Annotated in this window: 11 protein-coding genes; 6 read left to right on the forward strand and 5 right to left on the reverse strand. The window is 71.5% G+C overall.

From position 1 onward, the window contains the following. Positions 1 to 401 precede the first annotated feature (401 nt). Entirely contained in the window at positions 402 to 1,154 is a 753-nt protein-coding gene (locus tag AC2CJA_RS14580; protein WP_484603124.1) for an AfsR/SARP family transcriptional regulator, read from the forward strand. Positions 1,155 to 1,336: 182 nt separating this feature from the next. Here AC2CJA_RS14580 and cs1 read toward each other — a convergent pair whose 3' ends face one another. From cs1 to AC2CJA_RS14605, 5 genes are read right to left on the reverse strand one after another with little or no spacing between them, the layout of a single operon-like run. After that, the gene (gene cs1 / locus AC2CJA_RS14585; protein WP_484603125.1) at positions 1,337 to 2,314 is read right to left on the reverse strand and encodes a clavaminate synthase Cs1; all 978 of its coding nucleotides are present in this window, start codon (positions 2,312 to 2,314) and stop codon (positions 1,337 to 1,339) included. A gap of 1 nt (position 2,315) precedes the next feature. Next, entirely contained in the window at positions 2,316 to 3,215 is a 900-nt protein-coding gene (gene speB / locus AC2CJA_RS14590) for an agmatinase (RefSeq protein ID WP_484603134.1), read from the reverse strand. A gap of 53 nt (positions 3,216 to 3,268) precedes the next feature. Continuing rightward, positions 3,269 to 4,552, reverse strand: coding sequence for an ATP-grasp domain-containing protein (locus tag AC2CJA_RS14595; RefSeq protein ID WP_484603126.1), 1,284 nt, complete (start codon positions 4,550 to 4,552; stop codon positions 3,269 to 3,271). After that, positions 4,549 to 6,081, reverse strand: a complete 1,533-nt coding sequence (locus AC2CJA_RS14600; protein ID WP_484603127.1) for an asparagine synthase-related protein — start codon at positions 6,079 to 6,081, stop codon at positions 4,549 to 4,551. Before AC2CJA_RS14600 ends, AC2CJA_RS14595 begins: the two co-directional genes overlap by 4 nt. 1 nt (position 6,082) lies before the next feature. Continuing rightward, a complete protein-coding gene (locus tag AC2CJA_RS14605) occupies positions 6,083 to 7,804 on the reverse strand; it encodes a thiamine pyrophosphate-binding protein (RefSeq protein WP_484603128.1) in 1,722 nt (573 codons plus the stop codon). 136 nt (positions 7,805 to 7,940) lie between these two features. On the opposite strand from AC2CJA_RS14605, the gene AC2CJA_RS14610 reads away from it, so the two are divergent. From AC2CJA_RS14610 to argJ, 5 genes are all read left to right on the forward strand, one after another. Next, positions 7,941 to 9,023, forward strand: coding sequence for a GNAT family N-acetyltransferase (locus AC2CJA_RS14610; RefSeq protein WP_484603129.1), 1,083 nt, complete (start codon positions 7,941 to 7,943; stop codon positions 9,021 to 9,023). Next, on the forward strand, positions 9,023 to 10,651 hold the full coding sequence (locus AC2CJA_RS14615; protein ID WP_484603130.1) for an ABC transporter substrate-binding protein: 1,629 nt from the start codon (positions 9,023 to 9,025) through the stop codon (positions 10,649 to 10,651). The genes AC2CJA_RS14610 and AC2CJA_RS14615 overlap by 1 nt, the downstream gene beginning before the upstream one ends. Next, positions 10,648 to 11,670, forward strand: coding sequence for a GNAT family N-acetyltransferase (locus AC2CJA_RS14620; RefSeq protein ID WP_484603131.1), 1,023 nt, complete (start codon positions 10,648 to 10,650; stop codon positions 11,668 to 11,670). Before AC2CJA_RS14615 ends, AC2CJA_RS14620 begins: the two co-directional genes overlap by 4 nt. A gap of 57 nt (positions 11,671 to 11,727) precedes the next feature. Continuing rightward, positions 11,728 to 13,353: an ABC transporter substrate-binding protein gene (locus AC2CJA_RS14625; protein ID WP_484603132.1), complete on the forward strand. Its 1,626-nt coding sequence runs from the start codon at positions 11,728 to 11,730 to the stop codon at positions 13,351 to 13,353. Between the two features lie 210 nt (positions 13,354 to 13,563). After that, positions 13,564 to 14,733: a bifunctional glutamate N-acetyltransferase/amino-acid acetyltransferase ArgJ gene (argJ, locus tag AC2CJA_RS14630; protein ID WP_484603133.1), complete on the forward strand. Its 1,170-nt coding sequence runs from the start codon at positions 13,564 to 13,566 to the stop codon at positions 14,731 to 14,733. Positions 14,734 to 14,838 lie beyond the last annotated feature (105 nt).

Genomic DNA, 14,838 nt, shown 5'->3' on the forward strand with positions numbered 1-14,838 from the left:
CGCCGGCGCCGCCGGGAACGCCGCCCGCTCCTCAGGCCGGCCCGGCCCGGACCGGCGAACACGGGTGCGGTGCCCGCCGACTCCGCGACGCCGGCCCGCGAAGGCCGCGTCCCGTGCCGGGCGTCCGCTCTTGTGTGAGGGGTGTCCGCCATCCGGTGCCGCGGAAGCGAACGTGGAGTTCTGAGCGAAATCAGCCAATCAACCCGCAGGCAGATGCCTCCATTGACACGGCCCTTACACCTTCCGTCTACTTCTGACGCACAGTCCGACCGGAAGTCGACGCGCGTCACCACGTGAAGGATCCCAGGATGTTCACAGATGACAGAGATGGCACATCTCGACCCGTTCACATCGCTGTGTTGGGCCCGCTCGAGGTCGGAGTCGGTCCGGAACCCGTGACCGTGCCGGGCCACCGTCAGCGCGGGATCTTGGCCGCCCTGGCGCTTCAGCCGGGGCGCATCGTCGCCACCGACCACCTGATCGAAGCCGTTTGGTACGACAAGCCTCCCCGAACCGCGATGGGCCAGGTGCAGACCGGTATCTGGATGCTCCGGACGGCCATCGTCAACGCCGGAGGCCCGGCGGAGGCGGTTCAGTCGTGTGTCACCGGATACCGGCTGAACAGTGAGCTGTGTTCGGTCGACGTGACGAGTTACCGCACGAAGCTCGCGGACGCCCGCGCCATGCAGCGACGAGGCCGGCTCGACGAGGCGGTGCGGCTCGTGCGATCGGCCCACGAGCTGTGGCGCGGCCCCGCCCTCGTGGACATCACACATCAGGGTCTGCGCGGCTGGGCCACCCGGCTCGAGGAGGAACACGCCGTCGCGCTGCAGTACCGGGCTTCTCTCGAACTACAGCTCGGGCGGCACGAGGAGGTCATCCCCGACCTGCTCGAACTCGTCGACCACTACCCCATGCGGGAGAGTCTCCACGCCGATCTCATGCTCGCGCTCTACCGCTCGGGCCGTCAGGCGGACGCCCTGAAGGTCTTCCACGACGTGCGGCAGGTCCTCGCCGAGGAGCTCGGCATCGACCCGGGGCCCGGACTGCGCACCCTGGCCCAGGCGATCCTCCGCCAGGACAGCAGGCTGGCACCCCGGCCGGTGACGAACCAGCCGCCCCCGCGCACGGCGTTGTCCGCGCTCCGTTCCTGAACGGGTTCCCGGTCCCCGGCCGTCCGTTCACGGCCCCGGAGCCCTTCCGCGACAGAAACCCGCGACTCACCGGCTTCCGGCCGCGGACGGTGGTGTTCCGCCGCGACGCGGACCGGGGCGATGCCGGTGTCCCGTCCGCGGCAGGCCCGGCCTGCCGCGGACGGGACGTCCTCGCGGCGGACCTACCGGCGCGGGGTGAAGGTGATGACGTCACCGGCGCGCTCGCCACCGGTGGGGAGCTGGCCGTACGAGTTGGTGCGGATGTACACCCGGTGCAGCCATCGGTCCTTGCCGTCCCAGCGCGGCGAGAAGGGCGTACGCGCGTGCGTGGTGCGGAAGTTGTCGATGATCAGGACATCGCCGGGGGTGAGGAAGACCCCCTCGGTGACATCGTCGAGCGCCTGGGAGAGCTTCGCCACGGCCTCGGCGTCCGGCCCCTCCACGGGCTTGAGCAGTTCACGGTCGTAGCCCAGGAGGGGGTCGTCCTTGGGCCCGTACAGCGGCTTCACCTGCGCGATGGCCCCCGGGTCCTCGACCCCGCCGCGGAACGCCACGTCGACCTCGCAGGGCTGTCTGTTCTCGTGGAGCCGGTCGATCGTCTCCTCGTCCAGGAGCCGGACGGCCTTGCGTATCGAACCCACGAGGGTCTGGGCCCTGCGCTCGTGGTCGGCCCTGGAGCACGCCAGCAGCACGTAGTTGGGCTGCAGCGTGTGGTAGGCCATCTCGGTGTGGAACTCCAGCAGGGTCTCGCTGGTCTCCGACGACAGGTGGTGCGCGCCCGGCGAGGGGTACACGTCGTGGAAGACCGTTCCCGAACGCAGCTCCGCGTATCCGGTGTGCAGGCCGAGGCGCCGGCCGATGATCGCGAGAAACGCCTCCATGTTGAGACGCCCCCGCTCGACGGGCGCCGGCGTGCTCGTCGGCGTCGGGGGCAGTTCGTCGTCCGCCTCGACCGGAAGTCCGCGGAGCAGCAGGTACCCGTCCTCGTTGCCGACCCGGTTGAAGGCGTCGAGCGCGTCGCTGATCTCGTACGGCAGCTGCTGCGCGAGTTTGTGCGCCGAGTCCAGGAAGCCGTACATGTCCTGACGGGGAACGGCGGGAAGCTGCGACGCGAGCGACGACAGGTGTTCCTGGTGCTCGGTGGCGTCCAGAATGGCCATGCTACCTCTCCTCTTCCTTCTTGGTCCGGTGCGCGCGGGCATACTGGAAGAGCAGCTCCGCGCCGACTTCGGTGGCCAGTACGCTGGTGATCCCGGCGTGGTCGTAGACGGGCGACACCTCCATCACGTCGAATCCGACCGGGTTCAGCTCACCCACCGTGCGCAGCAGGGCGAGCACCTCCCGGCTGGTGGGGCCGCCCGGCGCCGGCGTGCCCGTGCCGGGGGCGAACGCGGGGTCGAAGACGTCGATGTCCACGGAGACGTACACCGGGCGGTCTCCGAGCCGTTCCTTGATCAGGTCCGATGTGGCCTTCACCCCCAGGTCGGCGAACTCGTCCGCGGTGACGATGCGCACCCCGTGGCCGCGCGCGTAGTCCAGGCTGTCGGGCCTGGGGTTGTGTCCGCGGATACCGAGCTGGATCATGGCGTCCGCCTGGACGAGCCCCTCGTCGATGCCGTGCCGGAAGGGCGTCCCGTGGTGGAACTCCCCGCCGATCATCGCGGGGTTGGTGTCCGAGTGCGCGTCGAGGTGGAGAACGGCCACCGGGCCGAAACGGCCGTGGACGGCACGCAGCGCGGACAGCGTGAGCGAGTGGTCGCCGCCGAGCATGAGGAAGGCCGAGTTGTTCGCGAGCAGCGCCGACAGGTGGTCCCGCGCCGCCTCGATCGCGATGTGCTGGTTGAACGGCGTCAGGTTGATGTCGCCGCCGTCCACCACCCTGATCAGATCGAAGACACCGGGGCCGCGGTCGATGCCGACCCCGTGGATGAGCCCGGATTCGCAGCGGATCTGCTGGGGCCCGAAACGCGCGCCGGGACGGTAGCTGGTGCCGCCGTCGTAGGGGGCCCCGACCACGACGACGTCCATCCCCTCGGGGGCCGGATCGTACGGAAGCCGCATGAACGTCGGGATCTGCGCGTACCGGGGCGAGACACTCGAGTTGATCTGACCGCTCACGGTGCAGCCCTCCGGGTGTGGATGCGGATGCGCCCCGCCGCGTGCCGGGCCCTGGCCAGCGCGTCCTCGGCGGTGCGGCCGTGCGCGTAGACGAAGCCCACGGAGGCCGAGTTGTCCAGCCTCTCGGCGACCAGATCGCCCGGCTCGTGGTGGAGGCGGACCGAAGCACCGAGCCGTTCGGCCTCGTCCAGGCCGTCGATACGGGTGAACTCGCCGCTCTCGTCGGGGAAGAGCACCACCACGGCGGCGCCCCCCGCCACACCCCGGCCGGGAGCGCCCTCGGGCACGTGCTCCAGACCGAGGGCGAGCAGCTTCGCGTCCAGGTGGGGGTTGGTCCCGCAGACGTCGGTGACCATCGTGGAGATCATGTGGGCCGGCAGCCGCGGGTTCACCTCGATGACGCGCGGCCCGTCCTCGGTGATCATCACCTCGGTGTGGGCCGGGCCCTGCCGGTAGGAGATCGCCCGCAGGGCCCGGTCCACGCAGGACCGGATCCCGTCCCAGACACCGGTTTCGAGGGCGAGCGGAAAGGAGTGGGCCTCCTCCAGCATGGTCCGCCCGTGCAGGTACTTGGACGTGGCGCCGAAGAAGTGGGTGACTCCGCCCACGGTCATCGACTCGACACTGATCTCGGTGCCCCGCACGTACTCCTCCAGGAGCACGTGCCCGGGGCGCGGCTGCCCCCGCAGGGACTGCCGGATGCCCGACAGCTCCCGCCACGCCTCGACCGCCTCCTCGCGGGTCGCGCACTTGCGGACCCCGTAGGAGATGGCCTCGGAGGGGGGTTTCGCGATCAGGGGCAACCCGACATGGGCGATCGCCTCGTCCAGTTCCCCGGCGCGGGTCACCAGCCGCCACCGCACATTGGCCGGGTCCCCGTCCAGTGCGGCCCGCAGCAGGTGCTTGTGGTTGGCCGCGCGCACCGCCTCCGGTCCCTGGGAGGGCAGCCCCAGGGACTCGGCCGCGCGGGCGGTCACCTCCGTGTGGTAGTCGGAGAACGACAGCACCCCGTCCACCAGGGGCTTGCCCTCCTCGTCGGTGAGGGCGTCGGTCACGGCCCGCCAGTCGTGCGTGTCGACGTGCAGCACGCGGTCGACCCGGCCCAGCGGATGCTCGGCCAACGGCCGCGTGCCCCCGGTGTACCACTCCTCTCCCCGCACCAGCAGCCACACCTCGCAGCCGAAGTCCCGCACGCGGTGGATGCCGGAGTAGAAGGCGTCGTGCAGCATCGACTCGACGACGGCGAGCCGCTTGCCCCGGAACCGTTCGTATGTGGTCATCGTCCGCCCTCGGCCAGGATCTTCCCGATGATCTGCTCGACCTCGACATCGTCCGGGTGCACACGGCCCACCACGGTCAGGTCGAACAACCGCTGGACGACCCGCGCCTTGACGGCCGCGACCTCGTCCTCCGCCGCGCCCGCCCGGCGGATCAGCAGGGAGAAGGACGTGGTCGTCCCGGAGCCCTCGTGCACCCCGAGCTTGGGGCGGTTGACGGTCTCGGCGGGCAACAGGTCGGACATGGCGGTGCGCAGCACCCACTTGTCCCGCCCGTACCTGCGTTTCAGACCGGCCTCCAGCACGGTCAGCAACTCCAGTACCTCGCGGTCCCAGTAAGGATGGGTGGACCAGTGGCCGGCCGTCGCCGACAGCACCGGGCTCATCTCGTTGAGCCCGTCGAAGGTGGCCATGTCGACCGCCACCGCGGTGTCCAGGTCCGGCAGCCGGTCCTCCCGGTGCATGCCGCCCAGAGGGATGTCGGCCCCGTACCCGGTGAGTACTCTCCGCGGTGATCCGTGGATCCGGCGGTACAGCGCGGTCAGCGGCAGAAGGTACTCGATGACCTCCGGGTCCAGGGACTCGGCGGCGTGAACGGTGTGCGGAAGCAGGGCCAGCAGGTCCCCGGAGCCGACGGTGATCTCCCGGTGCCGTGAGCCCAGATGCTCCGCGACCACCCGGGCCTGGGGGAACTCGTCCGAGACGTCCGTCCCCATCGACAGGGTGTCGATTCCCGCCGGGGCCGCGCCGGCGGACAGCGCGGCCACGGCGGATGAATCGATTCCTCCCGACAGGACCACCAGCGGCCTGCCGCCGCCGCGGAGGCGCCGGACCACGGCCTTCTCCAGCGCCGCGCGGACACTGTTGACGGCCTCGCCCTCCTCGGCCAGGAGCCGGTGCGCCGGGGGTGTCCAGGTCCGGTGCACCGTCACCTCACCGGTGTCCGCACGGATGTCGAACACCGCCCCGGCGGGAACCTGGTGGAGCCCCGGAAGCCCCCGGACACGGCGCGCCCCCGGGACCGGGGCACCGCGGACCGCCGCACCGGCCGAAGCCAGCACCTTCACCTCGGTGGCGGCCAGAACGTGCCCCGGCTCGGGGCGTACGTACAGCGGAACCGATCCCGCGTGGTCCGTGGCCGCCAGCACGCGGGTGCCCGCGACGAGCAGCGCGGCGTACCGGCCGTTGATCATCCGGAACGCGTGGGGACCGTACTTCTCGAACAGGGCGGAGACCAGCTCGGCGTCCGAGACCTTCGAGGCGTTCGAGGCGGAGCTCAGAGTCCCGTCGATCTCGTCACGGTTGTAGATCTCCCCGGCGAACAGCACCAGGACGTCCCCGTCGGAAGCGTGCGCCCCGCGCGGACCGGCGTCGGGATGGACCAGAACGGCGTCCACGGTCTGCGCGCGCAACCGCTCGGACAACCGGGTGTGCCGGCCGCGCGTGGCGAACACCGCCGTGGGGATCGGACCTCCGCCGGTGTGGGCGGAGGCCAGAAAACCGAAGGCTGCGGGAAGGTCGGTCTGGGTCATGTCAGATCTTCAGCGCATCGAAGCCGCCCGCGGCGAACTCGTAGTTCACCGGGACCTCGATCAGGTAGGGCCGGCCCAGCTCGACGCCCTTGCGCAGCGCGGCGATCAGCTCGTCACGCGTCGTCGCCCTGGCCCCGTCCACACCGTTGGCCTGGGCGAGCTGCACGAAGTCCACCCCGGTGAACTTGACCGCCGGATCGTGGCTGCGGTGGTGTCCGATGTTCTGGTACAGCTCGATGAGGCCGTTGGTGTCGTTGTTCACCACGACCGTGACGATCGGCAGGCCGAGCCGGGCGATGGTCTCCAGATCGGCGCTGTTGGAGTGGAAACCGCCGTCGCCGGCGATCAGGAACGTCGGCTGACCGGGCCGGGCCAGCTGAGCGCCGATGGCGGCGGGGATGCCGTAGCCGAAGCTGGAACAGCCGGCCGAGGTGAGGAACCCGTACGGCTGGTCGGCGCGGGCGAAGAGCACGCCGTAGTGCCGGAAGAAACCGATGTCCGAGACGATCGTCCCCTCGCTGTCGTTCGCGCTCTCGTCCATGACGGTGTTCATGCAGTCGATCACCTGGTGGACGCGCATGCCGTCGTCGTACGCCTTCGGGTCGGACAGCAGTTCACCGATCCGCTCCCGCACGGCCGTGATCTCGTGCCGGTCCTTCGGCCGCACGTCCGCGGTGCCGGCGTCCAGGTGCTCGACGAAGGCGAGCACGTCCGTGACCACGTCCACCGTCGGCCGGTAGATCCGCGGAACGGGGTTGGCGGTCGGGGAGACCCGGACGGTCCGCTTCTCCCTGCCCCGCTCCCACATCGAGGGGCGCAGGTCCTCGGCGTAGTCGTAGCCCAGGGTGAGGATGACGTCGGCCGGGCCGAAGAGGGACTCCAGCGCGGGGAACGACAGGATTCCGTCCATGTAGCCGGTGACGGCGCCGTAGTTCAGCTCGTGCTTGTGCGGGAGCACGCCCTTGGCGATGTACGTGGTGATCACGGGGACGTTGAGGCGCTCCGCGAGTGCCCGGATCGCGGGCACCGCTCCGGCACGGATCGCGGCGGCGCCGACGACGAACACCGGGTTGGCGGCCTCGCGCAGGAGGGCGACGGCCTGGTCCGCGCGCTCCTCCCAGCCGGGCTGGATCGCGGTGATCGGCTTGCCGGGGGTGAGCGCGGGACCGTGGTCCTCGTCGAGGTCGATGCCCTCGGAGGAGCCCAGGAGGTCCACCGGGAGACTGATGAAGGAGGGGCCGACCGGCTCGGTCATCGCGGTCGTGACGGCCGAGTCGACCAGGTCGGTGATCTCGCGCGGGCGCTGCAGCTCGACGGCGTACTTCGAGACCGGCTCGGCGATCCTGACCAGGTCGAGGCACTGGTGGGTGTCGTTGGGGAAGATGTCGTGCGATTCCGACTGGGCCGCCATCGCGACGACCGGGGAGCGGTCGAGGGCACTGGTGGCCATACCGGTGGCCAGGTTGGTCATGCCGGGCCCCAGGGTGGCCCAGCACGCCTGGGGGCGGCCGGTGATGCGGGCCAGCACGTCGGCGGCGACCCCGGCGGTGAACTCGTGGCGGGTCAGGACGAACTCGATGCCGTCCTGCTCGTCGAACAGGATCGAGGCGGCCTCACGGCCGACGACACCGAACACCTTCTCGACACCGTGCTCGCGCAGGCGCTTGAGGAGGGCGTGTGCGGTGGTCGGCTGCCCACTCGGGCCGGTGGATACACGGGACATGGGAGGGATCTCCTGTTCACGGGACGACGAAAGGCAGGAAGAACCCTGCGGCGGAGCTCTCTCGCCCTTCTCTCCAGCGGCTATCAGGGAGTGCGTCGAGAGTGGGCGGAGACCACCACGCCCGAGCATCTGCTCTGTGAGCGGTGGAGTTGTGATCAACCAATGGCAGACGCCCGAGGAGGCGCGCGAAGCCGGCTGGGACGCGCTCGTCGGGGCGGAGGACTTCTTCCTCCGCCCCGACTGGATGCGTGTTCTGCAGGACTCCGCCGGAGCGTGGATGGGGTATCTCACCGCCCGGGCGGACGACCGTGTGCTGGCGGCGCTGCCGATGGTGCGGGCCACCCGTGATTCCCCCTGGTCGCTGGGCCGTACCGATCTGCTGATCCGGCACTGCGCCGAGGAGGGCATGGACGGCGCCGCGGGGGTCCTCGCCGGACTCGGCGAGGTGGAACGCCTCATGCCGTCGATGATGTGCGGCGGCCGGCACCTGGGCCGGACCCGGCTGATGCTGCGCCCCGGCGCCGGCGCGGAGACGGCGCACCAGGTCCTCGAACAGGCCGAGCGCCTCGCCTCCCGCGACGGATGCCGGTCGATCTGCCTGCCGTACGTGGACGCGTCCGACCGGATCCAGCGCGACGTGCTCCGCGAACGCGGATACGTCTCCCACCTGTCCGGGCAGTTCGCCTCCCTCGCCCTGCCCGGCGAGGGCTTCATGGACTACGCCCTGGCGCTCCCCGCCCGGCGCTCGCGCCGGGTGCGCGCCGAGCGGCGCCGCGTCGAGGCCTCGGACGTCGGGATCACCCTCGCCCCCCTGGACGCCGCCGACATCCCCCGGCTCGCCGCCCTGGAGACGAAGCTGTTCGCCAAGTACGGCATGACGGGCTGGGACCCGAAACGCTCCGAGGCCGTCCTGCGGGCCGCCGCGGAGCGCCTCGGCGACGGCGCGCTCGTGTCCAGGGCCGTACTGGACGGGAGCGTCGTGGGTTTCGCCCTGGTCCTCTCCCACGACCGCGCCTGGTTCGCCCACCGCGCCGGCTTCGACTACGAGGCCGTGGGCAAGCTGCCCCTCTACTACGAGCTGCTGTACTACACGCTCGCCGACCACGCTCCGCGACACGGTGTCAGGACGGTCCACTACGGCATAGGTTCCACGGACGCCAAGGTGTCCCGCGGATGCTCCCTTTCCGCGCAGTACCTGTATGTGAAGGAGCTCAGCTGATGTCCGGCTGGAACGGCGCCGTCAGGGCCGTGGCGAACCCCGGCGGCAGGCCCGGAGGCCGACTGGCCATGGTGGCCTCGGCCGACGTCGACTCGCTCGATCCCGCCCGCACCTACTACGTGTGGTCCTGGCTGCTGCAGCGGACCATGCACCGCACCCTCATGGCCTTCGGCACCGATCCGGTCACCCCCGGGGTCGTACCGGACCTGGCGACCGGCCCGGGAGAGGTGTCGGACTCCGGTCTGACGTGGACGTACCGGATACGCGACGGCGTCCGGTTCGAGACCGGTGAGCTCGTCCGCGCCCGGGACGTCGCCCACGCCGTGGAGCGCGTCTTCGCGCAGGACACCCTCCCCGGCGGCCCCACCTACCTCCTCGACCTGCTCGACCACGGCGGCTACCGGGGCCCCTACGGCGGGCAGCGCTGCCGGGCCGTCGAGGTCCCGGACGACCGCACTCTCCGCTTCCGCCTCAAGCGGCCGTTCGCCGACTTCGACTACGTGATGGCGCAGCCCAACACGGCACCGGTCGCGGCCCGTCACGACACCCGCGGGGACTACGAGAAGGCGCCGGTGTGCTCCGGGCCGTACCGCATCGGCCACTACCGCGCCGGAGACTTCCTCCACCTCGTCCGCAACCCGATGTGGGACCGCGCCACCGACCCCGTCCGCCCCGCACTGCCGGACGAGATGACCGTCACCTTCGGAGTGGACGTCGACGAGATGGACCGCCGCCTCATCGCCGGCGAGTTCCACATCGACGTCGAGGGCCGCGGCATCCAGCACGCCGCACGCGACGTGATCCTCGCCGACCCCGCGCTGCGGGCCCGGGCCGACAACCCCGCCACCGGCTTCCTCCAGTACATCACCGTGCAGACGTGCGTGCCCCCCTTCGGCGACGTCCACGCCAGACGCGCCGTGTTCTACGCCGCCGACAAGGCCGCGCTCCTGGAGGCACGCGGCGGGGACGGGGTGGGCGGGTCGCTCGCCACCAGCCTGATCCCCCCCACCCTGCCCTCCCACACCGGCCGCGACCGCTACCCCTGCGGTGCGGACTCCACCGGCGACCTGGCCGCCGCCCGCGCCGAACTGACCGCCGCGGGACTTCCCGACGGCTTCGAGACCAGGATCGCCACCCAGCCGGGCAAGTTCGAGCTCGTCGCCCGGACCCTCGCCGACGCCGTCGCCCGGGTGGGTATCCGCGCCCACGTCGAAGTCCTGGACACCGCCTCGTACTACCGCTCCGGCCTGGGCCACCCCGAGACCGTGCGTGCTCTCGGTCTCGGCCTCGGCGTCACCGACTGGGGGGCCGACTACCCCACCGAGTACGGCTTCCTGGCCCCCCTGGTGGACGGACGCCAGATCAAGCGCGGCGGCGGCAACTTCAACTTCGCCGAACTCGACGACCCGCTCGTCCGGCGCCTCATCGACGAGGCCCAGGCCCTCGCCGACCCCGTCGCCCGGAGCCGGCTCTGGCAACGCGTCGAGGAGACGGTCATGGAGCGGGCCGTCATCCTCCCGATGGCCCACGACCGCACACTGCACTACCGGCACCCCGACGTCACCGATGCCTACGTGCACCCCGCGTTCGGTCTGTACGACGTCCAGGCGATGGGAGTGGCCCGATGAAGATATCCCTCACCGCCGTCGACCCCGCCGACCGCCGTGCGGTCGGTGACGTGCACGACCTGCGCCTGGCCGGACACGCCGCCGACCTCCCCCATCTCCCCCCTCCCTGCCCGGCCGACCTGGAGGGCTCCCTCTCCGTCGCCCCTCCGGCCACCGGGATCGAGGAGTGGGCGGCCTACGACGCGGACGGGCACTGCGTCGCGTCCCTGCGCCTGGAGTTCCCGCTGGAGGAGAACTCCGGGACCGTCACCGCGAGCGTCCTCCTCGTCCACCCCGCCTTCCGCGGACAGGGCGTGGGGGCGCGGGTCGCGGAGTTCGTCCGGGAGCGCGCCACCGCTCACGGCCGCTCGCGCGTCCTGCTGGTCGGGGACGCCGGGCCGGGCGACCCCGCGGCGACCCCCGGGCACCGCTTCGCCGCCGGCCTGGGAGCCAGGCACCTCGCCTCCTTCCAGCACCTGCGGCTCCAAGTCGACGCCGCACCCGCCCCCGCCCCGCTCCCCGAACCCCTGAGTCTCCGCTTCTGGGGATCGACGGTTCCCGAGGACCTGGTGGTGCAGGCCGCCCGGCTGGAGGCCACACTCTCCTCCGACGCCCCCACCGGACAGCTCGGCTGGGAACCCCAGCCGAGCGCGGTGAGCCGTATCCGTGACTTCGAGCGGATGCGCATCGCCCGCGGCCGACGCGCCTACCAGTGCGGCGTCATCGACACCCGTACGGGGCAGATGGCCGCCTGGACCGCGTTGTCCATGACGCGGAGCAACCCGGACAACGCACTCCAGGCCGTCACCGTGGTCGACCCCGCCTACCGGGGACGGGGCCTGGGACTGCTGGTCAAGGCGCACAACCTGGCCGTGTGCAGGGCCGCCGAGCCCCGGCTGGCCCAGGTGGACACCTGGAACGCGTCGGACAACGCGCACATGCTCCGCATCAACGCCGGTTTCGGGTTCGCCCACGCCGGCACGCGGAGCATGTGGGAACTGAGCATCCGCCGGCCGCCGGACGCGGACGGGGAGAGCTAGGCCGGGCGCACGAGCCTTCCACACCACCCGTACGACGAGAGAGGCGCTGGGACCCCCGTGGCACCGAACGAGAAAGCCCACGACACCGTGAACCCGTCCGACCACCGGGGCGGGACGCTCAGATACGTCCGCACCGACGACTTCGACTCGCTCGATCCCGCCGACACGTACTACGCGTACACCTGGAACTTCATCCGGCTCATCGGGCGTCCGCTCGTCGGCTACACGACCGACGCGGAGGGCGGCCCGCGCCTCGTGCCGGACCTGGCGGAGGCACTCGGCGAGGCGTCCGAGGACTCACGCGCCTGGACCTACCGGCTGCGGGAGGGGATCCGGTTCGAGGACGGCACGCCCGTCACGTCGGAGGACGTGAGGTACGCGGTGCTGCGGGCCGCCTACCCCGAGGAGGTCTACGGCGCGCCGGTCACGCGCGGGGGCCCCGCGTACTTCCGCCAGTACCTCACCGGTCCCGGGGGGATGGAGTGCCCGGACGACCGCACCATCGTCTTCAGGCTGCGCGAGCCCTTCGCGGCCTTCGACTACCTCGCCGCGCTGCCCACCACGATAGCGGTGCCGCGTGAGCGCGACAGCTTCCCCGAGTACCACCGCCACCCGGTGTCCTCGGGCCCGTACCGCATCGACACCTACACACCGGGCGTCCGGCTCACGCTCCGCCGCAACCCGCACTGGGAGGCCGCGACCGATCCCGTACGGACGGGCCTGCCGGACCGGATCACGGTCCGGCTCGGCATGAGCGGCCCGGAGGTCGACCGCGTCCTGCTCGACGGGGAGGCGGACATCGACCTCGCCGGCGTCGGAGTGCAGCCCGAGACCCAGGCACTGGTCCTGTCCGATCCGGAGCTGCGGCAGCGGGTGGACAACCCGCGGACGGGCTTCGTCTGGCTCTACTGCCTCAACCAGAACATCGGCCCGCTGAGGAACGTGCACGCCCGGCGCGCCGTGCAGTACGCCACCGACAAGGCGGCGATGCTCGCCGCCTACGGGGGCGACGCCGCGGGGGAGATCGCCACCACCCTCCTGCCCGCCTCCGTGGTGGGGTACGACCCCTTCGACCGCTACCCGGTCGGCCCCGACGGCACGGGGGACCTGGAGGCGGCCCGGCGCGAGCTGGCACGTGCCGGCCTCCCGGACGGATTCACCACCAGGATCGCCGCCCGTGAGGACCGCACCAAGGAGTGGAACGCCGCGCTCGCCCTGTCACGCGGGCTGGCGCGCGTCGGCATCCGGGCCGAGGTTATCCCGTTCTCCTCCGGTGACTACTTCACCAAGGCGGTCGGCGTCCCCGGGTACGTACGGGAGCACGGGATCGGGATCGTGATGTTCGGCTGGGCCGCCGACTTCCCCGACGGCTACGGCTTCCTCCAGCAGATCGCCGACTCGCGGGCGATCAAGGAGAGGGGGAACCAGAACCTCGGAGAGCTCGCCTCACCGCGGATCGACGCGCTCCTCGACGCCGGCGCGGCGACGCGCGACGACAAGGAGCGGGCCCGGATCTGGGCCGCCGTGGACCGTGCCGCCATGGACGAGGCCGTCATGTGCCCCTACATGTACGTCAAATCGGTCGTGTTCCGGGGAGGGAGGGCCGCGAACGTCAGGATGTCCCCGGCATACGGGATGTACGACTACGCGGTGCTGTCGGTCGTGGACGAGGGCTCCGCGTAGCGGGCGGGCGAGCGTCCGGGCGCCCCGCGGGGCCGCCCCCGACGCGGCCGGGAGGGGCGCATACCGGCCACCCGGCGCACGTTTGCGGGAGTGCGGTGCACGCGTCGTCTGGTACCAAGGGCATGGGGCGACGGGCCGCGGGCCTCCTGCCCGCCCCGTCGTCGCACACCACTCGGGTGCCCGAACCGATATCGAAAGGCGGATCTCGCCATGCACGGCGCCGTACCCCGCGGATTCAACATCCACACCGCCCCCGTCGGAATCGACGACGACGGGCGTGACGACCTGTGCGTCATCGCCTCGCACGTCCCGGCCCGCACCGCGGCGGTCTTCACCCGGTCCAGGTTCGCCGGTCCGTCCGTGGCCCTCTCGCGCGCCGCGGTGGAGGACGGCATGGCGCGCGGTGTGGTCGTCATCGCCCGCAACGCCAATGTCGCCACGGGCGCGCAGGGGACGCGGAACGCCGCCGTGGTGCGGGACACCACCGCACGCGCCCTCGGGATCGCCCCCGACGAACTGCTGATCGCCTCCACCGGGGTCATCGGGCGCCAGTACCCCATGGAGCGGATCGTCGGTCACCTGGACGGGCTCACCTGGCCGCCGTCGGCCGGGTCGGGGGACATGGAGGCGGCCGCACGGGCGATCATGACCACGGACACCCACCCGAAGTGCCTGACCGCACGGATCGGCGACGCGACCCTGACCGGCATCGCCAAGGGCGTCGGCATGCTGGAACCCGACATGGCGACCCTGCTGACCTTCTTCGTCACCGACGCCGAGCTGGACGGGGAGACACTGACGGCGGTCTTCAGGCGGGTCATGGACACCACGTTCAACGCCGTGTCCATCGACACCGACACCTCCACCTCCGACTCCGCCGCCCTCTTCGCGAACGGGCTCGCCGGCCCGGTCGACCCCGAGGCCTTCGAACAGGCCCTCCACACGGTCGCACTGGGACTGGTGAAGATGATCGCCTCCGACGGCGAAGGGGCCTCCACCCTGATCCAGGTCGAGGTCCAGGGCGCCCGCGACACGGCGCAGGCGAAGCGGGTCGGGAAGACGGTGGTCAACTCCCCGCTGGTCAAGACGGCCGTCCACGGAGCCGACCCGAACTGGGGGCGGGTCGTGATGGCCATCGGGAAGTGCCAGGAGGACCTGGACATCGCCCCGGAGCACGTCACCGTGAGGTTCGGTGACATCGGCGTCTACCCGCCCGGGCCGGACGAGGACCGGCGCCGCGAGTCGGTGGCCGCCTATCTGAAGGGCAACGAGGAGGTCGTGATCGGCATCGACCTCGGCATCGGGGAAGGCCGCTTCACCGTCTACGGCTGCGACCTCACCGAGGGATACGTGCGCCTGAACTCCCAGTACACGACCTGAGCCGGGGGCGGGGGGAGCGGCGGGGCGGCGGCGTGCCCCGTCACTCCGCGGCGACCCGCCCGGCCGGGCGGCGGGCGCGGAGCGTGCCCGGCTGAGCCCCCACCG

Source organism: Streptomyces sp. ATLC9, assembly GCF_057196705.1.

Coding starts and splice junctions, on each gene's coding strand:
- cs1 (WP_484603125.1), bottom strand. CDS start 2,314: ATGGCCATTCTGGACGCCACCGAGCACCAGGAACACCTGTCGTCGCTC.
- speB (WP_484603134.1), bottom strand. CDS start 3,215: ATGCGGCTTCCGTACGATCCGGCCCCCGAGGGGATGGACGTCGTCGTG.
- AC2CJA_RS14595 (WP_484603126.1), bottom strand. CDS start 4,552: ATGACCACATACGAACGGTTCCGGGGCAAGCGGCTCGCCGTCGTCGAG.
- AC2CJA_RS14600 (WP_484603127.1), bottom strand. CDS start 6,081: ATGACCCAGACCGACCTTCCCGCAGCCTTCGGTTTTCTGGCCTCCGCC.
- AC2CJA_RS14605 (WP_484603128.1), bottom strand. CDS start 7,804: ATGTCCCGTGTATCCACCGGCCCGAGTGGGCAGCCGACCACCGCACAC.
- AC2CJA_RS14615 (WP_484603130.1), top strand. CDS start 9,023: ATGTCCGGCTGGAACGGCGCCGTCAGGGCCGTGGCGAACCCCGGCGGC.
- AC2CJA_RS14620 (WP_484603131.1), top strand. CDS start 10,648: ATGAAGATATCCCTCACCGCCGTCGACCCCGCCGACCGCCGTGCGGTC.
- argJ (WP_484603133.1), top strand. CDS start 13,564: ATGCACGGCGCCGTACCCCGCGGATTCAACATCCACACCGCCCCCGTC.